At 69.3% G+C, this 20,593-nt stretch carries 21 protein-coding genes; 7 read left to right on the top strand and 14 right to left on the bottom strand.

Features of this window, described 5'->3' with window-relative positions; all coding sequences use genetic code 11:
- Window positions 1-36: 36 nt before the first annotated feature.
- The 6 genes from KZC51_RS04485 to KZC51_RS04460 all read right to left on the bottom strand — a co-directional run bounded on the left by KZC51_RS04485 (window position 37) and on the right by KZC51_RS04460 (window position 4,715).
- Complete coding sequence (locus KZC51_RS04485; protein ID WP_247630587.1) at window positions 37-1,200, bottom strand: SLC13 family permease; 1,164 nt, start codon at window positions 1,198-1,200, stop codon at window positions 37-39.
- Window positions 1,201-1,266: 66 nt separating this feature from the next.
- Complete coding sequence (locus KZC51_RS04480) at window positions 1,267-1,743, bottom strand: hypothetical protein (RefSeq protein ID WP_247628812.1); 477 nt, start codon at window positions 1,741-1,743, stop codon at window positions 1,267-1,269.
- A 29-nt stretch (window positions 1,744-1,772) separates the two neighbouring features.
- The gene (locus tag KZC51_RS04475) at window positions 1,773-2,240 is read right to left on the bottom strand and encodes a hypothetical protein (protein WP_247628811.1); all 468 of its coding nucleotides are present in this window, start codon (window positions 2,238-2,240) and stop codon (window positions 1,773-1,775) included.
- A 29-nt stretch (window positions 2,241-2,269) separates the two neighbouring features.
- Complete coding sequence (locus KZC51_RS04470) at window positions 2,270-2,779, bottom strand: hypothetical protein (RefSeq protein WP_247628810.1); 510 nt, start codon at window positions 2,777-2,779, stop codon at window positions 2,270-2,272.
- Entirely contained in the window at window positions 2,776-4,425 is a 1,650-nt protein-coding gene (locus KZC51_RS04465; RefSeq protein ID WP_247628809.1) for a hypothetical protein, read from the bottom strand. Before KZC51_RS04465 ends, KZC51_RS04470 begins: the two co-directional genes overlap by 4 nt.
- Window positions 4,422-4,715 carry a hypothetical protein gene (locus KZC51_RS04460; RefSeq protein WP_247628808.1) on the bottom strand — a complete coding sequence of 98 codons (294 nt, stop codon included), beginning with the start codon at window positions 4,713-4,715 and terminating at the stop codon, window positions 4,422-4,424. Before KZC51_RS04460 ends, KZC51_RS04465 begins: the two co-directional genes overlap by 4 nt.
- A 291-nt stretch (window positions 4,716-5,006) precedes the next feature.
- Here KZC51_RS04460 and KZC51_RS04455 point away from each other — a divergent pair, with 291 nt between their 5' ends.
- From KZC51_RS04455 to KZC51_RS04430, 6 genes are read left to right on the top strand one after another with little or no spacing between them, the layout of a single operon-like run.
- Entirely contained in the window at window positions 5,007-5,096 is a 90-nt protein-coding gene (locus KZC51_RS04455; protein WP_141874126.1) for a potassium-transporting ATPase subunit F, read from the top strand.
- Entirely contained in the window at window positions 5,096-6,775 is a 1,680-nt protein-coding gene (kdpA, locus tag KZC51_RS04450) for a potassium-transporting ATPase subunit KdpA (protein WP_247628807.1), read from the top strand. The genes KZC51_RS04455 and kdpA overlap by 1 nt, the downstream gene beginning before the upstream one ends.
- A 2-nt stretch (window positions 6,776-6,777) precedes the next feature.
- Window positions 6,778-8,943 carry a potassium-transporting ATPase subunit KdpB gene (gene kdpB / locus KZC51_RS04445; RefSeq protein ID WP_247628806.1) on the top strand — a complete coding sequence of 722 codons (2,166 nt, stop codon included), beginning with the start codon at window positions 6,778-6,780 and terminating at the stop codon, window positions 8,941-8,943.
- Window positions 8,944-8,967: 24 nt separating this feature from the next.
- Window positions 8,968-9,570: a potassium-transporting ATPase subunit KdpC gene (gene kdpC / locus KZC51_RS04440; RefSeq protein ID WP_247628805.1), complete on the top strand. Its 603-nt coding sequence runs from the start codon at window positions 8,968-8,970 to the stop codon at window positions 9,568-9,570.
- Window positions 9,567-12,122, top strand: a complete 2,556-nt coding sequence (locus KZC51_RS04435; protein WP_247628804.1) for an ATP-binding protein — start codon at window positions 9,567-9,569, stop codon at window positions 12,120-12,122. The genes kdpC and KZC51_RS04435 overlap by 4 nt, the downstream gene beginning before the upstream one ends.
- Window positions 12,119-12,790, top strand: a complete 672-nt coding sequence (locus KZC51_RS04430; protein ID WP_308194287.1) for a response regulator — start codon at window positions 12,119-12,121, stop codon at window positions 12,788-12,790. Before KZC51_RS04435 ends, KZC51_RS04430 begins: the two co-directional genes overlap by 4 nt.
- A 6-nt stretch (window positions 12,791-12,796) precedes the next feature.
- Here KZC51_RS04430 and KZC51_RS04425 read toward each other — a convergent pair whose 3' ends face one another.
- The 3 genes from KZC51_RS04425 to KZC51_RS04415 all read right to left on the bottom strand — a co-directional run bounded on the left by KZC51_RS04425 (window position 12,797) and on the right by KZC51_RS04415 (window position 14,571).
- Window positions 12,797-13,069 (bottom strand): DUF1905 domain-containing protein, encoded by a 273-nt coding sequence (locus tag KZC51_RS04425; RefSeq protein WP_247628803.1) that lies wholly within the window; start codon window positions 13,067-13,069, stop codon window positions 12,797-12,799.
- Between the two features lie 31 nt (window positions 13,070-13,100).
- On the bottom strand, window positions 13,101-13,886 hold the full coding sequence (locus KZC51_RS04420; protein WP_247628802.1) for a TspO/MBR family protein: 786 nt from the start codon (window positions 13,884-13,886) through the stop codon (window positions 13,101-13,103).
- A 118-nt stretch (window positions 13,887-14,004) separates the two neighbouring features.
- Window positions 14,005-14,571, bottom strand: a complete 567-nt coding sequence (locus tag KZC51_RS04415; RefSeq protein ID WP_247628801.1) for a TetR/AcrR family transcriptional regulator — start codon at window positions 14,569-14,571, stop codon at window positions 14,005-14,007.
- Between the two features lie 96 nt (window positions 14,572-14,667).
- Here KZC51_RS04415 and KZC51_RS04410 point away from each other — a divergent pair, with 96 nt between their 5' ends.
- Window positions 14,668-15,510, top strand: coding sequence for an alpha/beta fold hydrolase (locus KZC51_RS04410; RefSeq protein WP_247628800.1), 843 nt, complete (start codon window positions 14,668-14,670; stop codon window positions 15,508-15,510).
- A 123-nt stretch (window positions 15,511-15,633) separates the two neighbouring features.
- Here the strand turns inward: KZC51_RS04410 and KZC51_RS04405 are convergent, their stop codons facing one another.
- The 5 genes from KZC51_RS04405 to KZC51_RS04385 all read right to left on the bottom strand — a co-directional run bounded on the left by KZC51_RS04405 (window position 15,634) and on the right by KZC51_RS04385 (window position 20,565).
- Window positions 15,634-16,500, bottom strand: coding sequence for an alpha/beta fold hydrolase (locus tag KZC51_RS04405; RefSeq protein WP_247628799.1), 867 nt, complete (start codon window positions 16,498-16,500; stop codon window positions 15,634-15,636).
- 199 nt (window positions 16,501-16,699) lie between these two features.
- Window positions 16,700-17,656, bottom strand: a complete 957-nt coding sequence (locus tag KZC51_RS04400; protein ID WP_247628798.1) for a siderophore-interacting protein — start codon at window positions 17,654-17,656, stop codon at window positions 16,700-16,702.
- Complete coding sequence (locus KZC51_RS04395) at window positions 17,646-18,446, bottom strand: ABC transporter ATP-binding protein (RefSeq protein ID WP_247628797.1); 801 nt, start codon at window positions 18,444-18,446, stop codon at window positions 17,646-17,648. The genes KZC51_RS04400 and KZC51_RS04395 overlap by 11 nt, the downstream gene beginning before the upstream one ends.
- Complete coding sequence (locus tag KZC51_RS04390; protein ID WP_247630585.1) at window positions 18,443-19,516, bottom strand: FecCD family ABC transporter permease; 1,074 nt, start codon at window positions 19,514-19,516, stop codon at window positions 18,443-18,445. The genes KZC51_RS04395 and KZC51_RS04390 overlap by 4 nt, the downstream gene beginning before the upstream one ends.
- 5 nt (window positions 19,517-19,521) lie before the next feature.
- Window positions 19,522-20,565 (bottom strand): FecCD family ABC transporter permease, encoded by a 1,044-nt coding sequence (locus KZC51_RS04385; protein ID WP_247628796.1) that lies wholly within the window; start codon window positions 20,563-20,565, stop codon window positions 19,522-19,524.
- Between the last annotated feature and the right edge of the window lie 28 nt (window positions 20,566-20,593).

The following is a 20,593-nucleotide window of genomic DNA, read 5'->3' as shown; positions in this document are numbered from 1 at the left end:
CGGCTCGCCCCGTACGCTGCGGCGCCGGCCGCGAGATCATCCGGCGACGAGCGCCAGAGCGAGAGCGGCGACCACGACCGTCGGCACGGCGACGACGAGACCCCAGAGCATGAAGCGGCCCCAGCGGATCTCGACGCCGAGCGAGACGATCCGGTGGTGCCACAGCAGCGTCGCCAGCGATGCCCAGGGCGTGATGAGCGGGCCGAGGTTGACGCCGATCAGCAGCGCCATCAACGCAACAGGGTCACCCGCCGCCGGCTCCAGGATCAGGTAGGCCGGCAGGTTGTTCACGCCGTTGGCGGTGAGGGCTCCGAGGGCGGCGAGCCCCAGGATCTCGCCGATGCCGTGACCGCGCGACACCAGCGACGTGAGGAAGTCGAGGATGCCGTTGGCGTGCGCGGTCTCGACCAGCACGAACAGCGCTGCGGCGAGCGCGATCGCCTGCCACGGCACGAGGGAGAGGCGCAGCACATGCCTCCGCCGCACCGCGAAGAGTCCGACCAGCAGCAGAGCGGCGGCTGTGGCGGGGATCCACACGTCGTGCGTGAGGGTGAGCAGAGGGAGCAGCACGACCAGCACCCCGGTCGCTCCCCAGAACAGCACGCGGTCGGAGGGATCTCCAGACGGGGGCACGCGGTAAGCGCCGAACAAGGTGCGCCGGTGGGCGACGGTCAGGATCGCGACCGGGATCAGCACACCCACCAGGGTCGGTGCCCAGCTCAAGGCCAGGAACGCACCCGGATCGTCGCCGATCGCGGGAGCGGCGAGCAGGTTGGTGAGGTTCGAGACCGGCAGAGCGAGGGATGCCGTGTTCGCGAGCCAGACCGTGGCGAGAGCGAACGGCAGCGGCGAGACCCCGATGCTCTGCGCCAGCACCACGACCACGGGCGTCACGATCACGGCGGTCGTGTCGAGCGAGAGGAACACCGTGCTCACCACGGCGAGCGCGACGACCGAGGCCCACAGCGCGATCACGCGACCGCGACCCCACTGCGCGAGCCGCTGCGCAAGCACGTCGAACACCGCCGCATCCCTGGCGAGTTCGGCGACGATCGTGATGGCCACCACGAACCCGAGCACCGGGGTGATGCGGGCGCCGAGGGCACCGGCATCCGATGCGGGGAGCAGTCCGGTGAACACGCACACCGCCGCGACGACGATCAGCGCGAGGACCACGATCGTCCCCGCGCCGAGCTTCATCCGCCGCGCACTCACCTCGTGAGCATAGATCCGCCGGGGAGCCCGGCGCACCAGGAACTCACCCGGTCAGAAGTCGCCGCCCGGATACGTGCCCTCCGGGAGCGTGAAGCACTCCGACCACGAATCGATGACGATGGTCCCAGGATCTCCTTCGCCGAGGAGGTACTCCTCGCTCGTAGTCGACGACTCGACCATGACTACCAAACTGTCGGCGATGTCCCGATAGTGAGTCACGTCGAAGTCTCCTCGGCCCGAGAGGAGCGCCGGCATCTCCCCCTCCAGCCGTCCGACGATCGACTCGATGTCCGTGCCAGGGATGAGCCCCACGAAGGTGTACCCATGCCACCGGTGGCGAGCCTCATCGCAACTGAACAACGTGCCGGTCTCATGCTGATCGACACCCGTAACCTCCTCGCTGGGGATGAGATCAACGATCTTGGACGTCATCTCTTTCGTCGCGGCTTTCGCTTCTTCCCACGTCAGACTGCTCTCGACCAGCTCAGGCTCCGCAGAGCACCCAACCAGCGCGACGGCGAGCGCCACAACGGCCGCCACCACGATACGGCGCGCGCTCAGAAGTCACCGCCGGGATACGTGCCCTCCGGAAGCGTGAAGCACTCCGACCAGGAATCGATGAGGATCGTCCCGGGGGCACCCTCCCCAAAGAGATAGTCCTCACCTTTCCCCTCCGACTTCAACGTCACGACATACTTGTCTGTGATTCCACGATGATTCGTGACATCAAAGTCGCCCTCTTCTAGGAACTGCTTCTCAAGCTGCTTCGTCACTGCCTCGACATTCGTCCCACGAACCAACACCACATTGGTGATCCCTTTCCACCGATGACGAGTCTCGTCAGAGCTGAAGAACCCGCCCTTCTCGTTCTGGTCGATACTCAGAACGGCATCGGCTGGTACGAGCCTCGCGATTCTCAACTCCATCGCCTGTGCCATGGCCTTCGCTTGTTCCCAGCTCAGGCTGCTCTCGACCGGCTCCGGCTCCGCGGAGCACCCGGTCACCACGACGACGAGCGCGACCACACCAGAGACTGCCGCGAGAAGCTGCCCGGTCAGAAGCTGCCACCCGGATACGTGCCCTCAGGAAGGGTGAAACATTGGGACCAAGAGTCGATGGATATGGTTACGGAATCGTCTTGTCCAAAGAGGTACGACTCACCTGTTGTCGGGGACTCTGCCGTGACTGTGTATTCGTCGGACATGTCCCGATAGTTGCTGATCTTGAAGTCTCCGTCCTCGGAGAAGAGAGCGCCGAGACCTTTCTCCATCTGCTTCACCACGGCTTCGATCTTCGCCCCTGGCACGAGGGTCACATAGGTGATTCCCGTCCACCGATGGCGCTTCTCGTCGCAACTGAACAGCGAGCCGGTCTCGTGCTGATCGATGCTGACAACTTCGTCTGCGGGTATGAGGCCCGCGATCTCCAACTCCACCGTCTGCGCGGTCGCCTTCGCGTCCTGCCACTCCACTGCAGTCGTCCTATTCTCCATCGGCTGTCCGACGCAACCCGACGTGACAAGCAGGATCACGACCGTGATGGCGATTCCCAATGCCTTCTTCACTCGCTCACCAGCTTTCGCATCTGACGCAGCGCGCGCTCATTCGCCGGATCGTCGGTCGCGATCAGGTTGTGGTTCTCGGTCAGCACTGCGAAATAGTCCTTGGGAATGTTGATCGTCGGCCGGCCGAGGCTGCCGTTGTCTGCCCTGTCGAGAACCTCGTCGTTCGGGCCGACGTAGTAGTCGTCGTGGTCGAACACGGGGTCCGACCGCGGAGTGTTGCCGTCCCAGACGACACCGAGGTCCTGGCCCGCCTGCAGGATGTCCCGATACGAGAGGTCGGTGTAGACGGTGCCGGGATCGGGCGTCCATTCCGGCAGCATCCCGGCACCCGACAGGGAGACGACCTTGTCGAAATCGGCGCCGGCGACTTCGGCGCTCGTCACGTTCGCCAGGCCCCAACTGTGGCCGAAGGCATCCTGTTCTGCGACCGCGAGTTGCGGGTCCGCCCGCATCCCCGCCTCGAACCGCGCAAGCTGTCGGCCCGCCTCGGCCGCACGCTGTTGATCGTTCGCCTCGACGATCCGCAGCGGATCCACGCCCCCGACTTCCGGGTTCTCACCGGGGAACAGACCGTCCTTGTACACGAATGCCAACGTGCCCGGAACCTTCTCGACCATGGATGCCGCGACTTGCTGTACCTGTCCGGCGTAGAAGTCGCCAAAGCTCGTGAAGGTGCCGGGCACGTAGGTCAGCACGCGCTGCGGCACCTGCGACAGGTCGCCGATCACCTCGACGATGCGCGAGAAGACGCGGTCGTACAGATACAGCTGCACGCTGCCGTCGAGCACCTGGCGCAGGTACGCGATCTCCTTCGCCAGGAACGCCGACCGCTCGGACCCTTCAGGCTCCGCAGCACGCTCGGCCTCGGCCGCCTCGATCCATACCTCGGCATTCGCCTGGTTCGCCCGCACCCGCGCAGCGGCCGGAATCCCGTCCATCGCGCCGAGCATCTCCGGGTGCGCGGCGATCAGCTCTTCCTGCAGCTCCGGATGTGCGAGCCACAGTGCCAGCACCGCTGCCGGACTGTCGGCGGAGAGCATCTCGTCGAGCAGATCCCGCGCCTCGGGCGTCGACAAGGCGCCGGTCTCGCCCACCAGCGCCCGCACACCGGCGTCGTACGCCTCGTCCCACGCCTGGAAATGGAACTCGTAGCGCGTCCAGAGCTCGTCGAGATCATCCTCAGCACGTCGATGCTCCGACACGATGTCGGAGGCCGCATCCTCCGCCAGCTGCGCTGCGACCGGATCATCACCCTCCGACGCGGCGCGCGCACGACGCCCCGCCTGATCAGATGCGGCGCCGAGCTGGGCGCACGCCGCGTGCGCGGACTCGATCTGCTCGATCAGGGCGTTCGCCCGGCGGGCATGCTCGTCGTGCGACCTCGCGTAGGCGGACAGCACGGACGAGACCGTCTGCGCGAGCGCGATGTGCGACCCGATGGTCGTGAGGATGTCTAGCGCATCCGCCCGCACCGCGGTGACCGCCCGCCCCATACCCGGCAGTCCCGTCGCACGCGCGGATGCACCGCGGAGCGCCCTGAGGTGCTCGGCCAGCATCGTGAACTGATCGACCCAGCGCGACATCGTGCCGACGTCACCCGTGATCCGCTCCAGCGGATAGCCGCGCCGGGGAGAGAACAACGTCACCCGACATCCTCCCCCGACAGCTCCTCATCGAGCGCCGAGTACGCCGACCTGATCGTGGAGAGCGCCTCGGCGAGCGCCATCCCCGCGTCCTCGTACGCGGACGACGCGTCGTACAGCTCGTCCATGCGGCGGTTCAGCTCCACCTTCAGCGGATACCGCCCGATCGGGGTCTCGACGCCGGGATCATCTCCGCGCAGGCAGGGCACGTCGAACTGCAACGTCGACACGGCTCCGGTGAAGTCCGTCTCTGATTCGTACAGATCGTCGTAGAACAGTTCCACCGCCGTCACAAAGCCACCCCCAGTATTCACGAGGAGTTTATTCGTCGTCATCCGAGGACATCCAGCCCCCGAAGTAGGGGACTCCGGACCTCACCGCGACGGCCGGCGGATGCCCAGGGGGAGGCGCCGCCGTGAGCAACCCGCATGCGTTGCGCGCGGGGGCGTAGGGGAAGCGTGAGGATCGCATTCTCGGATGCCGCAGCGGAGTTGTATCGGATCCGTGCTCGACATCATCTACCTCGCGCTGACCTTCGCGCTGTTCGCCCTCGTCTCGCTGATCGCGAAGGGGGTGGAGCGCCGATGATCGTCTTCGAGATCCTCGGCGTCGTGCTCGCCGTCGCCGCCATCGTCTACCTCGTGGTCGCGCTCGTCGCGCCGGAGAGGTTCTGATGGACGCCACGATCTGGTTCGGAATCCTGCAGCTCACGGCGGTCGTCGTCGTGCTCGTGCTGCTCTACCGCCCCCTCGGCGACTACATGGCCCGGGTGTTCAGCTCGGCCCGCGACCTGCGCGTCGAACGCGGCATCTACCGGCTCATCGGCGTCGACTCGGCCTCAGAGCAGACCTGGCGCGCGTATGCCCGCAGCGTGCTGGCGTTCTCGGTGACCGGCGTCGTGCTCGTCTACGCGCTGCAGCGACTGCAGGCGTTCCTGCCGCAGTCGCTCGGGCTCCCCGCCGTGCCCGAGGGGCTGGCGTTCAACACCGCAGCATCGTTCGTCGCGAACACGAACTGGCAGTCCTACTCCCCCGAGCAGACCATGGGCTACACGGTGCAGCTCGCGGGCCTCACGGTGCAGAACTTCGTCTCCGCCGCAGTCGGCCTCTCCATCGCGATCGCCCTCGTGCGCGGCTTCGCCCGCCGCGGCTCCACGACCATCGGCAACTTCTGGGTCGACCTGATCCGCGGGCTCGGGCGCATCCTGCTGCCGCTTGCGGTGATCGGCGCGATCGCACTGCTCGCCGGCGGCGTCATCCAGAACTTCGCGGGCTTCACCGATGTGACCACGGTCTCGGGCGGCACCCAGACGATCCCCGGCGGACCGGTCGCCTCGCAGGAGGCCATCAAGCTCCTCGGTACGAACGGCGGCGGATTCTTCAACGCCAACTCGGCACACCCGTTCGAGAACCCGAGCGGATTCACCAACCTGCTGCAGGTGCTGCTGATCCTCGTGATCCCGTTCGCGCTGCCCCGCACCTTCGGCCGCATGATCGGCGACCACCGCCAGGGCTACGCGATCGCCGCGGTCATGGCGACGATCTTCCTGGTCTCGACAGTCGCCCTCTCGGCCCTCGAGCTGGCCGGACGCGGCACCGCACCGGAACTCGCCGGCGCCGCGATGGAGGGCAAGGAGCAGCGCTTCGGCATCCTGGGCTCCACACTCTTCGGCAGCGCGAGCACTCTCACCTCCACCGGCGCTGTCAACTCGATGCACGACTCGTACACCGCGCTCGGGGGCATGATGCCGATGCTCAACATGATGCTCGGCGAGGTCGCCCCCGGCGGCGTCGGCTCCGGCCTGTACGGGATGCTGGTGCTCGCGATCGTCGCGGTGTTCGTGGGCGGACTGCTCGTCGGGCGCACCCCCGAGTACCTCGGCAAGAGGATCGGCCCGAAGGAGATCACGCTCGCGAGCCTCTACATCCTGGTGGTGCCCGCGCTCGTCCTGGGCGGCACCGCGTTGAGCTTCGCGATCCCCGGCATCCGCGCCGACGTCGAGGCGACCAGCATCCTCAACCCCGGCGTGCACGGCATGAGCGAGGTGCTCTACGCCTTCACCTCGGCAGCGAACAACAACGGCTCCGCCTTCGCCGGGCTCACCGCGAACACACCCTGGTTCAACACCGCACTCGGGGTGGCGATGCTGCTCGGCCGGTTCATCCCGATCGTGCTGGTGCTCGCGCTGGCCGGCTCCTTCGCCGCACAGGAACGCGTGCCGGCCACGGTCGGAACCCTGCCCACCCATCGGCCGCAGTTCGTCGGCCTCCTCCTCGCCGTGACGGTCATCGTCACCGCGCTCACCTACTTCCCGGTGCTCACCCTGGGCCCGCTCGCTGAAGGACTGGTCTGACCATGACGCTCATCACCTCCGCCACCGACTCCCCGTCGGCCCCTGAGCCCGAGGACGACTCGACGCCCGCCGTGGCCGCGCGCGCCTTCGGGCTCGCCCAGCTCGCGCAGGCGCTGCCGGGCGCACTCCGCAAGCTCAACCCGGCATCGCTCGTGCGCAACCCCGTGATGCTGCTGGTCTGGGTCGGCGCGGCGTTCACGACCGTGCTCGCCATCGCGGAGCCGTTCCTCGGCGGCGCCGGAGAATCCGGAGGCACCGCCGTGCCGCCGCTGTTCACCTGGGGCATCGCGGTGTGGCTCTGGCTGACCGTGCTGTTCGCGAACGTCGCCGAGTCAGTCGCCGAGGGGCGCGGCAAAGCGCAGGCGGCGAGCCTGCGCAAGACGCGTACCAGCACCATGGCGCGGCGCGTCACCGCCTACGACGGTGCGGCGGATGCCCCGGCCGAACACGCCGCGACGACCGAGGTGTCATCGGCCGAGCTGCAGCGCGACGACATCGTGATCGTCGAGGCGGGGGAGCTGATCCCCGGCGACGGGGACATCCTCGCCGGCATCGCGACCGTCGACGAATCCGCGATCACCGGCGAGAGCGCCCCCGTGATCCGCGAGTCCGGTGGCGACCGCAGCGCCGTCACCGGCGGCACCCGTGTGCTCTCCGACCGCATCGTGGTGCGCATCACCTCGAAGCCCGGCGAGACGTTCGTGGACCGCATGATCGCCCTCGTGGAGGGCGCCAGCCGCCAGCGCACGCCCAACGAGATCGCCCTCAACATCCTGCTCGCGAGCCTGTCGATCGTGTTCGTGATCGTCGTGCTCGCCCTCAACCCGATCGCCTCGTACGCGGCATCGCCCGTCAGCATCCCGGTGCTGATCGCTCTGCTCGTGTGCCTCATCCCGACCACGATCGGCGCCCTGCTGTCGGCCATCGGCATCGCCGGCATGGACCGCCTCGTGCAGCGGAATGTGCTGGCGATGTCGGGCCGCGCGGTCGAGGCCGCCGGAGACGTGACGACTCTGCTGCTCGACAAGACCGGCACCATCACGTACGGCAACCGCCGCGCCCACGAGGTGGTGCAGATGCCCGGCGTCGACCCCGACGAGCTGCTGCGGGTCGCCGCTCTGTCGTCGCTCGCCGACCCCACCCCCGAGGGCGCGTCGATCGTCGAGCTGGCGACGGCGCGAGGCGTCCGCGTCGCCGAGCCGTCGGACGCCGTGGTCGTGCCGTTCACGGCGCAGACACGCATGTCGGGACTCGACCTCGCCGACGGCACGCAGATCCGCAAGGGCGCAGGCTCCGCCGTGCAAGCGTGGCTGGACCCTTCATCAGGCTCAGGGACCCAGGTGGTCGAGGAGCTCGCGAGCCGGACGGATGTCATCGCGCAGAGCGGCGGCACCCCGCTGGTCGTCGCGGTGAAGACCCCCACGGAGGGCCGCATCCTCGGCGTCGTGCATCTGAAGGACATCGTCAAGGAGGGGCTGCGCGAGCGGTTCGACGAGCTGCGCAGCATGGGCATCCGCACCGTGATGATCACGGGCGACAACCCGCTCACCGCCCAGGCCATCGCCGCGGAGGCCGGAGTGGACGACTTCCTCGCCGAGGCCACGCCCGAGCAGAAGCTCGAGCTGATCCGCCGCGAGCAGGAGGGCGGTCGCCTGGTCGCGATGACCGGCGACGGCACCAACGACGCCCCCGCCCTCGCCCAGGCCGACGTCGGCGTCGCGATGAACACCGGCACCTCGGCCGCAAAGGAGGCCGGCAACATGGTCGACCTCGACTCCGACCCGACCAAGCTCATCGACATCGTGCGCATCGGCAAGCAGCTGCTGATCACGCGCGGGGCGCTCACGACCTTCTCGCTCGCGAACGACATCGCGAAGTACTTCGCGATCATCCCCGCGATGTTCATGGGCGTCTTCCCCGGACTCGCCGTGCTCAACGTGATGCAGCTGCACTCGCCGGCATCCGCGGTGACGAGCGCGATCATCTTCAACGCGATCGTCATCGTCTTCCTGATCCCGCTCGCGCTGCGCGGAGTGAAGTACCGCCCGGCGAGCGCCTCGCAGATCCTGCAGCGCAATCTGCTGATCTACGGGCTCGGCGGAGTGATCGCCCCGTTCATCGGCATCAAGCTCATCGACCTCGTCGTCAGCCTCATCCCGGGCTTCTGACCCGCATCCGAAAGAGATACAGACATGTCCTCCACCCGTACCGCTCTGCGCACCACCGGGGTCGCCGTGCGCGCGATGCTCATCCTCACCCTGGTGCTCGGCATCGGCTACACGCTGGTCGTCACCGGCATCGGACAGCTGCTGCTCCCCTGGCAGGCGAACGGCTCGCCGCTCCCCGACGGCAAGGGCAGCTCGCTGATCGGGCAGCCCTTCACGGATGCCGACGGCGAAGCACTCCCCGAGTACTTCCAGTCGCGTCCCTCCGCCGCCGGCGACGGCTACGACGGCACGTCCTCCGGCGGCAGCAACCTCGGCCCGGAGAACCCCGACCTCGTCACCGCGATCCAGGAGCGCAAGAAGGCCATCGCCGCGCGCGAGGGGGTCGACCCGTCCGAGGTTCCCGCCGACGCCGTCACGGCATCCGGCTCGGGACTCGACCCGCACATCAGCGTGGCCTACGCGCTGCTGCAGGTGCCCAGGGTGGCGGAGGCGCGCGACCTGCCGGAGGCCGAGGTGCGGGCGCTCGTGGAGTCTAGGATTCAAGGGCGGGATCTGGGATTCCTCGGCGAGGAGCGCATCAACGTCGCCGAGCTCAATCTCGCGCTCGATGAGCGGGAGGGTGCATGAGCGCAGAGCGGACGCGTAGCCACGGGCCCGCACGCCGTGGCCGTCTGCGCGTGCTGCTCGGAGCCGCACCCGGCGTCGGCAAGACCTTCGAGATGCTGGCCGAGGGCCGACGGCTGCTCGACGAGGGCCGCGATGTCGTGATCGCGATCGTCGAGACGCACGACAGAGCCGCGACGCAGGCGCAGACCATCGGACTCCCCGAGGTCCCCCGTCGCTCCGACAGCCACCGCGGCATCACCCTGACCGAGCTCGACGTCGATGCGGTGATCGCCCGTCATCCCGAGATCGCCCTGGTCGACGAGCTCGCACACACGAACATCCCCGGCTCTGCGCATCCCAAGCGCTGGCAGGACGTCGAGCTGCTGCGCGACGCCGGCATCGACGTCATCACCACCGTCAACGTGCAGCACATCGAGTCGCTGAACGCCGTGGTCGAGAAGATCACCGGGATCGCCCAGCAGGAGACGATCCCGGATGCCGTCGTGCGTGCGGCCGATGAGATCGAGGTCGTCGATCTGGCCCCGCAGTCGCTGCGCGACCGGCTCTCCGCCGGACTCGTGTACCCCGCGGAGCGCATCGACGCCGCGCTGTCGAACTACTTCCGGCTGGGCAACCTCACCGCGCTGCGCGAGCTCGCGCTGCTCTGGCTCGCCGATGAGGTCGACAGCGCCCTGCGCAGCTACCGCGCCGACCACGGTATCGAGGGCAGCTGGCAGGCGCGCGAGCGCGTGGTCGTGGCGCTGACCGGGGGCCCGGAGGGCGAGACCCTGCTGCGCCGCGGCGCCCGCATCGCCGCGCGTTCGGCCGGCGGCGAGCTGCTGGCGGTGCACGTCTCCACGCAGGACGGGCTGCGCGGAGAGACCCCCGGCGCCCTGGCCTCCCAGCGCGCGCTCGTCGAGTCGCTGGGCGGCAGCTTCCACCAGATCATCGGCGACGACATCCCCGGCACCCTCGTCGAGTTCGCCCAGGGTGCGGATGCCACGCAGCTGGTGATCGGCGTGAGCAGGCGCAGCCGGATGATGGCGGCGCTCACCGGACCGGGCATCGGCTCCGAGATCATCCGCGGCTCCGGCGACATCGACGTGCACATCGTGACGCACGCCGCGGCCGGCGGTCGCGCGGCGCTCCCTCGCATCACCGGCGGCGCACTGGGCTGGCGGCGCCAGGTGCTCGGCTTCACGGTCGCACTCGTGTTCGGCCCCCTGCTGTCGTGGCTGATGTTCACGTTCCGCAGCCCCGAGTCGATCACGGCCGAGGTCCTCGCCTACCAGCTGCTCGTGGTCGTCGTCGCGCTGATCGGCGGCCTGCGCCCCGCGGTGTTCGCCGCCGTGCTCTCGGGGATCACCCTCGACTTCCTCTTCGTCGCCCCGCTGTTCACGATCACGATCGCACATCCGCTGCACGCGCTGGCGCTCACCCTCTACGTCATCATCGCGATCCTGGTGAGCCTGATCGTCGACCAGGCCGCCCGACGGGCGCGCACAGCCAAGCGCGCGACGGCAGAGGCCGAACTGCTCGCCGCGGTCGCCGGCAACGTGCTGCGCGGCGACAGCGCCGTGCTCGCCCTCGTCAGCCGCACCCGCGAGGCGTTCGGCCTGAGCGGGGTGCGGCTGCTCTCCCCCGACGGCGAGGTGCTGGCCAGCGACGGCGAGCCGCTGCCCGACGGGCGAGCCACCACGATCCCGGTGCTCTCGGCATCCGACACGACACCGCGCGCGCTGCTGGAACTGCACGGAGGCCCGCTCGACGGCCCGGCACGCCGCCTGCTCGATGCGATCGTGGCCCAACTGTCGGCCGCGATCGAGCACACCGACCTGCGCGCCACCGCGAAGGAGGCGGTCGCGCTCGCCGAGACCGACCAGGTGCGCAGCGCCCTGCTTTCGGCCCTCAGCCACGACCTGCGCCGCCCGCTGGCCTCAGCGGTCGCCGCGATCGGCGGGCTGCGCGGCGCGCACGAGCTCTCGGCCGATGATCGCGCCGAGCTGCTCGCCACCGCCGACGAGAGCCTCGCGACACTGTCGACGCTCGTCACCGACCTGCTCGACGTGAGCCGCGTGCAGGCCGGAGTGCTCGCCGTGTCCGCGCAGCGGCTCGACGCCACGTCCCCGATCCTCGCCGCCGTCGACGAGCTCGGGCTGGGTCCGGGCGACGTCGACCTGACGCTCGACCCCGCCCTGCCCGCGCTGTTCGCCGATCCGGTGCTGCTGCAGCGGGTGCTGGTGAACGTGCTGGCCAATGCGCATCGCCATTCGCCGCCGGACAGACGCGTCATCATCTCGACGAGCACGATCGGCGACCGCGCCGAGATCCGCATCATCGACCGCGGTGAGGGCGTGCCTGTCGAGCGGCGCGACAGCATCTTCCAGCCGTTCCAGCGCTTCGGCGACACCGACAACACGACCGGCCTGGGGCTCGGACTCGCCCTGTCGCGCGGGTTCACGGAGGGCATGGGCGGTAGCCTGACACCCGAGGACACCCCGGGTGGAGGACTCACGATGGTCATCTCGCTGCCGCTGGCCGCAGCGGATCCGCACAGGGAGGACACGGAGTGAAGCTCCTCATCGCCGACGACGACCCGCAGATGGTGCGCGCGCTGCGCATCACGCTCGCCGCCCACGGCTACGAGGTCGTGGTCGCGGCCGACGGTGCGGCAGCGATCGCGGCGGCGGCGCAGTCCCACCCCGACCTCATCATGCTCGACCTCGGCATGCCACGACTTGACGGCATCGAGGTGATCCAGGCACTGCGCGGCTGGACGAACGTACCCATCATCGTGGTCTCCGGACGCACCGGTTCGGCCGACAAGGTCGATGCGCTCGACGCCGGCGCCGACGACTTCGTCACCAAGCCGTTCCAGGTCGACGAGCTGCTGGCGCGGCTGCGCGCCCTGGCGCGGCGCTCCCTCCCTGCGAGTGGCGAGTCGGCCGTGGCGTTCGGCGATGTGCTGGTCGACCTCGCCACCAAGACCGTGACCCGCGCGGGCTCGCGCGTGCACCTGACGCCGACCGAGTGGCGCATGCTCGAGCATCTCTCGCGGCACCCCGGCGCGCTCGTGACCCGGCAGGATCTGCTGAAGGAGATCTGGGGCAGCGAGCAGGTCTCCGACTCCGGCTACCTGCGGCTGTACATGTCACAGCTGCGCAAGAAGCTCGAGCAGGAGCCCAGTGCCCCGGTGCACCTGCTGACCGAGTCGGGGATGGGCTACCGGTTGGTGCTCTGAGCCTCGCTATCGCGGGGTGACGGCCACCCGCACCTCGTCACCGACGTCCTTGCCGAGGGCCTTACGCACCTTCGCGCTCAGCGACACCATGTGACCGCCCGTTCCCGTCGGCATCGCACCGACGTTCTCCAGCACGACCTCGTCGACCTGGGCGTCGACCCTGACGGTCTTCCCCGTGCCGAAGAACTCAGCCGAATCCGGGATCTCGACGCAGCTCCACGTCTCGCCCTTCACATCGACGCCGATCGTTGCGGTGAATGTCTTCTTCTCGGTGGCCATGCGCACACGATACCGAGGCCTGAGGGGTGCCTCAGCGACGTGAGGTCCGTCTGGCTACCCCGATCGCGCCCGCCAGCACGAGCACGACGGCGACCACGAGCGCCGCGATGCCGGTCGGCACGCTCTCCGGGGCGTCGGTGAAGCGTCCGACGGCGAGCCAGACGAGGCCCCACGCCGTCGCGAGCGCCGGGGCGATGCGGCGGGTGACGAGTGCCGCGGCGACACCGATGACCGCCACGACCACGAGCACGGCGACGGCCCAGACATCCGCTTGATCCGCCCACTCCGCCGGAGCGATCTGAGTGAGCCACGCCGCGGTGTTCGCCACGGTCGCGATCGTCACCCAGCCGAAGTGCAGGCCGTTGGCGCCGTCGGTGAGGATCCGGTCGGCGAGGTTCTTCGCGGGGAACCGCCCGAGCAGCACGATGATGCGGGCGAGGGTCGCGAGAAGCAGCGCGATCACGATCACGGTGAGCCACAGCGTCAGGAACCGCGCGGTCACCAACCACAGACCGTTCAGCACCATCGAGGCGGCGATCCATCCGCCGACGGCCTGCTGCCGAGCATCCGCCCGTTGCGCCGGCAGCGCCTGCCACACCGTGTACGCGAGCAGGCCGATGTAGATCAGCGACCAGATCGAGAATGCGGGGCCGGCCGGAGCGAGATACGACCCCTGTGCCGAGAGTGCGCCGTCTTGCAGATCGTCGACGGATGCTCCGCCGAATGCTCCGGCGCCGACGGCGGCCGCGATGAGCATGAAGGATGCCGCGGCGATGATCAGGCTCTGTCGGGCGACGCCCTTGGTCTGTGACTCCATACCCCGGACGATACCGAGGGGTCGTCGCCGTCGCAGGGGCCTTGACTCTCGCCTGGCAATTGTCTAGCTTAGCTAGCGAATTGCGTCGGCCGCGCTGCGCACCGAGAATCGGCCCGCGTCAGTCCGCCGACACCGCCGCGTCGATCAGCACCTCGGCGGCACCGCGCGCCTGCACCGCGACCTGCGGGTCGGCGGAGATCGCGGCGGTGCTCTGCGCCCCCTCGGCGAGGATCGACAGCTGCGCGGCCAGAGCGGCGGGAGCCCCGATCTCGGCGACGAGCCCGGCCATGTACGCCTGGAACGATGCCTTGTGCGCGCGCACGACCCCGGCGACCTCGGGGTTGGTGCCACCCAGCTCGCCGAAGGCGTTGATGAAGGCGCAGCCGCGGAAGCTGTCGGTGCAGAACCAGTCCTCCAGGTAGCCGTACACCGCGAGCAGCCGTGCACGAGCGTCATCCCCGGCGTCCGCCACCGCCGCCGAGAGTCCCGCCTCCCACTCGGCGTGCTTGCGGGCGAGCACCGCGGCGACGATGTCGTTCTTGGCGGGGAACAGTCCGTAGAGGCGACGCAGCGACACTCCGGCGCTCTGACGCAGCTCGTCCATGCCGACGGCCGCGTAGCCCTTGCGGTAGTAGAGCTCCTCGGCGGCGGCGAGGATGCGTTCGCGAGCGTCTTCTTCGGTCATACCCAGAAGTGTACTTGACATGAGAACGATCGTTCTCTAGATTGAGGACATCGAGCGAGAACGATCGTTCTCACCGGAACCGAAAGGACCAGGATCATGGGTTACATCACCGTCGGAAACGAGAACAGCACCCCGATCGAGCTGTACTACGAAGACCAGGGAGCCGGGCAGCCGGTCGTCCTGATCCACGGCTACCCGCTCGACGGGCACAGCTGGGAGCGCCAGACGCGTGAGCTGCTCGCCCAGGGCTACCGCGTGATCACCTACGACCGCCGCGGCTTCGGGCAGTCATCCAAGGTGAACGCCGGCTACGACTACGACACCTTCGCCGCCGACCTGAACACGGTGCTCGAGACCCTCGACCTGCGCGACGTCGTGCTCGTCGGCTTCTCGATGGGCACCGGCGAGCTCGCCCGCTACGTCGCCCGCTACGGCCACGAGCGCGTCGCCAAGCTCGCGTTCCTCGCCTCGCTCGAGCCGTTCCTGGTGCAGCGCGACGACAACCCCGAGGGCGTGCCGCAGGAGGTCTTCGACGGCATCGAAGCGGCGGCGAAGGGCGACCGCTTCGCGTGGTTCACCGACTTCTACCAGAACTTCTACAACCTCGACGAGAACCTCGGCTCGCGCATCAGCCAGGAGGCCGTCACCGGCAGCTGGAACGTCGCGATCGGCAGCGCACCCGTCGCCGCGTACGCCGTCGTCTCGTCCTGGATCGAGGACTTCCGCGCCGACGTCGAGGCCGTGGCCGCCGCCGCGAAGCCGACGTTGATCCTGCACGGCACCAAGGACAACATCCTCCCGATCGACGCGACCGCCCGCCGCTTCCACCAGGCAGTGCCTGCGGCCGAGTACGTCGAGGTCGAGGGCGCGCCGCACGGCCTGCTCTGGACCCACGCCGACGAGGTCAACGCCGCACTGAAGGACTTCCTGAACAAGTAACCCGCCTGCTGCGGCATCCGGATCTCGGAGTTCTGCGGCATCTCGGATCATCCCGTGCGGATCGGTCCGAGATGCCGCAGTTCTCCGAAGGGCGATCCGGCGATCCGCGGCTCAGCACCCCGTCTAGGTCCGGTCGAGCACCTCGCGGAGCTTCGCGGCGAAGGCCTCGGGCTGCCCGGCATACCCGAACTCGCCGCCCATGAACCCGCCGTGATGGCTGGGGAAGACCGTGGCCTGCTGTCCGAGCTTCTCGGCGAGCGCGATCGAGGTGCGGCCGGTGTAACCCTTCAGCGACTCCTCGCCGACGGCCACCACGATCCGCGTCGGCGCCGCCGTCAGCGCTTCCAGATCCGGCTCGTAGAGCGGCACCGCCCAGGAGAGTTCGGACAGGAGCGGATCATCCCGCCTCCCGTCATCCTCCGTTGGCATCCCGAACGCGGCGGGATCGGGCGCCGGCTGGGCGAGGAACTCGTCGGTGACCTCACCCTCCCATGAGGTCATCGCGACGAATGCCGCCATCCCGGCGCCCCATCCGCGGTCCTGATACGCCTGCGTGTAGGCGATACGGGCTCGATGCACCGCCTCGGCGTCCGGCAGCACGCTGTCGATCGGCGGCTCGTGCGCGACGAGCGTCGCGACGTCATGCGGATGCGCCGTCACCAGCGCGAGGGCGGTGACCGCGCCGCCACTGCTCGCGAGCATGTCGACGGGTCCGGCACCGAGCGTCTCGATGATCGCGTGGACGTCCTCCGCCTGGACCTCGGGGTCGTTCGTGACCCCGCCGTCCTTGCGGATGCTGCGGCCGAGGCCGCGAGGGTCGTACGTCACGACGGTGCGATCAGCGAACAGCGCCACCTGCGCCTGGAACCCGCTCGCATCCATCGGCTGGCCGATCATCATCAGCGGTGGCCGGCCGTCCGCGGTCGGCAGCGGTCCGTGCACGTCGTAGACGAGGTCCACCTCCGGGAGCTCGAGCGTGTGCTGCGTCATCGGGGCCTCCTCGTCGAACGATCCACGGGGATGCTACGCCGCAGCGCCCGCGTCCGCCACCGGTCCCTGCGGAGCTCCGCATCCCCGCGATCGCACGCGGTGAAGGAGATCTCACGGAATGAAGGACCGGATATGGGAAACGGTCCTTCATTCCGTGAGATCTCCGTCAGAACGGGCGCGGCAGCCCCGCGCGACCCCGTCAGCCGCGCATGGCGACGCCGCGGCGCCAGTACCCCATGAACGCGACCTGAGAGCGGTCGATGCCGAGGTCCTTCACGAGATGACGGCGCAGGGTCGTGACGACGCCGCTCTCACCCGCGATCCAGAAGTAGCGTTCGGTCGGAGCGTCCGTCGCCGCGATCTCCTCCCCCAAGCCCGAGTACTCAGGTGTCTCCCAGAGCAGGTCCTCGGACTCGATGTCTGCGACGTCGATCTCGTCCGCCGCGTCGGCATCGCCGAGGTACGCGAGCACGTCAGGGATCAGGCGCACCCCGTGCGGCTCACCGACATCACGGGGCAGCCAGTGCACCTCGACGCCGGCTGGCACGTCGATCCGCAGGATGTCGGCCGGCGACGGCACCTCGATGAAGGCGACGCCGCGCAGGTCGCTCGGGGCGTCCTCGAGGATGCGGGCGATGGCCGGCGCGGCCGTCTCGTCTCCGGCGAGCACGACCGAGGCGGCGGTTCCGGGGGCGAACTCCGCGCCACCGTGCGCATCGGCAGCCACCCCGCGGCGCGGTCCGACCAGGAACAGCTCCTGCCCCACCGCGGCGGCGCTCGCCCAGAGGGACGCGGGCCCGGTGAGACCCGGCTCGAGGTGCAGCACGAAGTCCACGTCGACCTCCGTACCCTCGTCATCGACCCGCAGGTCACGCACCGAGTAGGTGCGCATGGATCCGCGCTCCTCCTCCGGCACCGCCAGGAACGAGCCCCACCAATCGCCGTTCTCGCGGTCGAGGGCCGGGAGCACGCCGGATGCCGGCGGGAAGATGAGCTTGATCCGGCTGTCGAAGACCTCGCCAGGGGTGCCGAACTCGAACAGCTCGTCGCCGCCGAAGGTCACCCGCACGAACGAGGGAGACACGCGGTTCACGGCACGCACCTCGGCGCGCGCCAGCACGTAGGTGGGGCGGTCGGTGGTGGTCTCAGCGGACATGATGCCTCCCGATGGGCGTGACCATCGGCTTGCCGGAGACCGGGTCGATGGTGATCTGATTGGCGAGGCCGAAGACCTCTTCGACGAGTGCAGCGGTGACGACATCCTGCGGAGCGCCGATCGCGTGCACGCGCCCGTCCTTCATGGCGACGAGTTCATCGGCGTAGCGCGCGGCGAGGTTGAGGTCGTGCAGCACCATCACGATGGTCGTGCCGCGCGAGACGCTGAGGTCGGTGAGCAGATCGAGCACTTCGACCTGGTGCGCGACGTCGAGGAACGTGGTCGGCTCGTCCAGCAGCAGGATGTCGGTCTCCTGCGCGAGCGCCATCGCGATCCACACGCGCTGACGCTGCCCGCCCGAGAGCTCGTCGACGCTGCGGTCGGCGAGCTCGGTGGTGCCGGTGGCCGCGAGCGCGTCGGCCACGACCTCGTAGTCGTGCGCGCTCCACCGCGCGAGCACCTTCTGATGCGGATGCCGGCCGCGGCCCACCAGGTCAGCCACGGCGATGCCCTCCGGCGCGACAGGCGACTGCGGGAGCAGGCCGAGGATGCGCGCGACCTCCTTGGTCGGACGCGCGTGCACCGACTTGCCGTCGAGCACGACCTGTCCGGTGCGGGGCGACAGGAGCCGGGCGAGCGAGCGCAGCAGCGTCGACTTGCCGCATCCGTTCGCCCCGACGATCGTGGTGATCTTACCGGGGCTGATCTGCAGATCGAGCGTGTCGATGATGGTGCGGTCGCCGTAGGAGAGGGTGACCCCCTCCGCCGACAGCGTGTGCGAGACGGTCACAGCGAGCCCCCCGTGCGGTTGGTGCGGATGAGCAGATAGATGAGGTAGGGCGCGCCGAGCACGCCGGTGATGACGCCGACCGGGTAACGCGCGCCGAGCGCGAACTGGCCGATCAGGTCGCCGCCGAGCACCAGCACCGCGCCGACGAATGCGCTCGGCAGCAGCAGGTTCGCACCGGGGCCCGTGATGCGGGCGGCGATGGGCCCGGCCATGAACGCGACGAAGGCGATGGGTCCGGTGGCCGCCGTGGCGAAGGCCAGCAGCGTGACGGCGCCCAGGATGAACAGGAGCCTGGTGCGATTCACGCGCACTCCGAGACCGGAGGCCGAGTCGTCGCCCAGCTGCAGGGCCCCCAGGGCCCTGCCCTGCGTGAGCATGAGCGGCAGGACGACCGCTGCGGCGACCGCGAGCGGGAGCACCCGCTCCCACGACGCGTTGTTCAGGCTGCCGGTGAGCCACTGCATGGCCGTCTGGATATCCCAGCTCGCGGCGCGCGACAGCAGGTACGAGATGACGCTCTGCAGCATGGCCGCGACGCCGATGCCGATCAGGATCAGTCGGGTGCCCGCGAAGCCGCCCTTGATCGAGAGCAGGTAGATCACCCCGGCGGTGAGGAGCGCACCGGCGAGGGCCAGCAGCGAGACGACGGGTCCGTTCAGCGACAGCACCACGATGCCGACCACGGCCGCCGCACCGGCACCATCGGAGATGCCGATGATGTCGGGGGAGGCGAGCGGGTTGCGCAGCAGGGTCTGGAAGCACACGCCCGCGATCCCGAACGCGAGCCCGGCGAGCACCGCCAGCACGGCGCGCGGCAGCCGCAGCTCGCCGACCGTGAAGGAGGCGCCCGGCACCGTCTCGCCGAGGATCACCCGGATGATCTGGTCCGGCGTGTAGAACGTGTTGCCCACCATGAGCGCGACCGCGAAGAGAGCGAACAGCAGGATGCCGAGCACGACGGTGGCGATGCCGTGGCGGCGGTGGCGGGCACGACGACCCGCGATGATCGCGGCGATGCTCGCCGCTGCGGCGTCGGACGCGGGCGGTTGCGCCTCGCTGGTCTGCTTCAGGGCGCTCACAGTTCACGCACCTTCTGGCGGCGGACGATCCAGATGAAGAACGGGGCGCCGACGATCGCGGTGATGATGCCCACCTGGATCTCCTCGGACGACGGCGCGATCACGCGCCCGATGATGTCGCTGGCGAGCAGGAGCGCCGCACCGGCCAGTGCGGAGAACGGCAGCAGCCAGCGGTGGTCGGTGCCGATCAGCAGGCGGCAGACGTGCGGGATCACCAGGCCGACGAAACCGATCGGTCCGGCGATGGCGGTCGCGGCTCCGGCGAGGATGACGGCGCCCAGGGCCGACATCAGGCGGGTGCGGAACACGTGCTCCCCCAGCCCCTTGGCCATATCGTCGCCGAGCGCGAGGGAGTTCATGCCGCGGGCGCTCGCGACGCAGATGAGCGCACCGACCGCGAGCACCGGCGCGGTCAGAGCGATGCGCGGCCACTCGGCGCCGCCGACACCGCCGATCTGCCAGGACTGGAACGTCTGCAGCAGGTCGACGCGGGGAAGCATGATCGCGCTGATGAGCGAGGCGAAGGCGGCAGAGGTCGCCGCTCCCGCGAGCGCGAGCTTGAGAGGTGTCGCTCCCCCGCGGCCGAGCGAGCCGACCGTGTAGACGAAGGTCGCGGCGATCGCAGCGCCGACGATCGCGAAGGCCATCTGTCCGTAGGGGTTCGTGAGGCCCAGGAACGCGATGCCGAGGACGACCGCGAGCGAGGCGCCGTTCGAGACCCCGAGGATGCCGGGGTCGGCGATCGGGTTGCGGGTCACGGCCTGCATGGTGGCGCCGGAGAGCGCGAGAGCGGCGCCGACCAGCAGAGCGAGCACCGTGCGCGGCAGCCTCTTGACGATCGCCGCCTGGGCGAGCGTGTCGGTCTGCCCGCCAAGAGCCGCGAAGATGTCGTCGATGCTCACCGCGCGCACGCCGAAGCACACCGACAGCACGCAGAGCACGAGCAGCACGCCCAGCCCGATCAGCAGCCAGAGGGTACGCGCCCACGCCGGGCGCCGCAGATCTGCGGTGCCCGGCGTGGGAACGGTGACGGTGGCCACTGTGTTCAGTGCACGGAGCGGGAGCCGA

Origin of the sequence: Microbacterium croceum, assembly GCF_023091245.1 — a bacterium.
GTDB lineage: Bacteria > Actinomycetota > Actinomycetes > Actinomycetales > Microbacteriaceae > Microbacterium > Microbacterium croceum.
The sequence above is the reverse complement of the archived record's forward strand: the minus strand, read 5'-3'. Positions and strand labels throughout refer to the sequence as shown.

Coding starts and splice junctions, on each gene's coding strand:
- KZC51_RS04400 (WP_247628798.1), bottom strand. CDS start 17,656: ATGTCCGCTGAGACCACCACCGACCGCCCCACCTACGTGCTGGCGCGC.
- KZC51_RS04420 (WP_247628802.1), bottom strand. CDS start 13,886: ATGGAGTCACAGACCAAGGGCGTCGCCCGACAGAGCCTGATCATCGCC.
- KZC51_RS04415 (WP_247628801.1), bottom strand. CDS start 14,571: ATGACCGAAGAAGACGCTCGCGAACGCATCCTCGCCGCCGCCGAGGAG.
- kdpA (WP_247628807.1), top strand. CDS start 5,096: ATGGACGCCACGATCTGGTTCGGAATCCTGCAGCTCACGGCGGTCGTC.
- KZC51_RS04425 (WP_247628803.1), bottom strand. CDS start 13,069: ATGGCCACCGAGAAGAAGACATTCACCGCAACGATCGGCGTCGATGTG.
- KZC51_RS04485 (WP_247630587.1), bottom strand. CDS start 1,200: ATGAAGCTCGGCGCGGGGACGATCGTGGTCCTCGCGCTGATCGTCGTC.
- kdpC (WP_247628805.1), top strand. CDS start 8,968: ATGTCCTCCACCCGTACCGCTCTGCGCACCACCGGGGTCGCCGTGCGC.
- KZC51_RS04410 (WP_247628800.1), top strand. CDS start 14,668: ATGGGTTACATCACCGTCGGAAACGAGAACAGCACCCCGATCGAGCTG.
- KZC51_RS04405 (WP_247628799.1), bottom strand. CDS start 16,500: ATGACGCAGCACACGCTCGAGCTCCCGGAGGTGGACCTCGTCTACGAC.
- KZC51_RS04455 (WP_141874126.1), top strand. CDS start 5,007: ATGATCGTCTTCGAGATCCTCGGCGTCGTGCTCGCCGTCGCCGCCATC.
- KZC51_RS04435 (WP_247628804.1), top strand. CDS start 9,567: ATGAGCGCAGAGCGGACGCGTAGCCACGGGCCCGCACGCCGTGGCCGT.
- kdpB (WP_247628806.1), top strand. CDS start 6,778: ATGACGCTCATCACCTCCGCCACCGACTCCCCGTCGGCCCCTGAGCCC.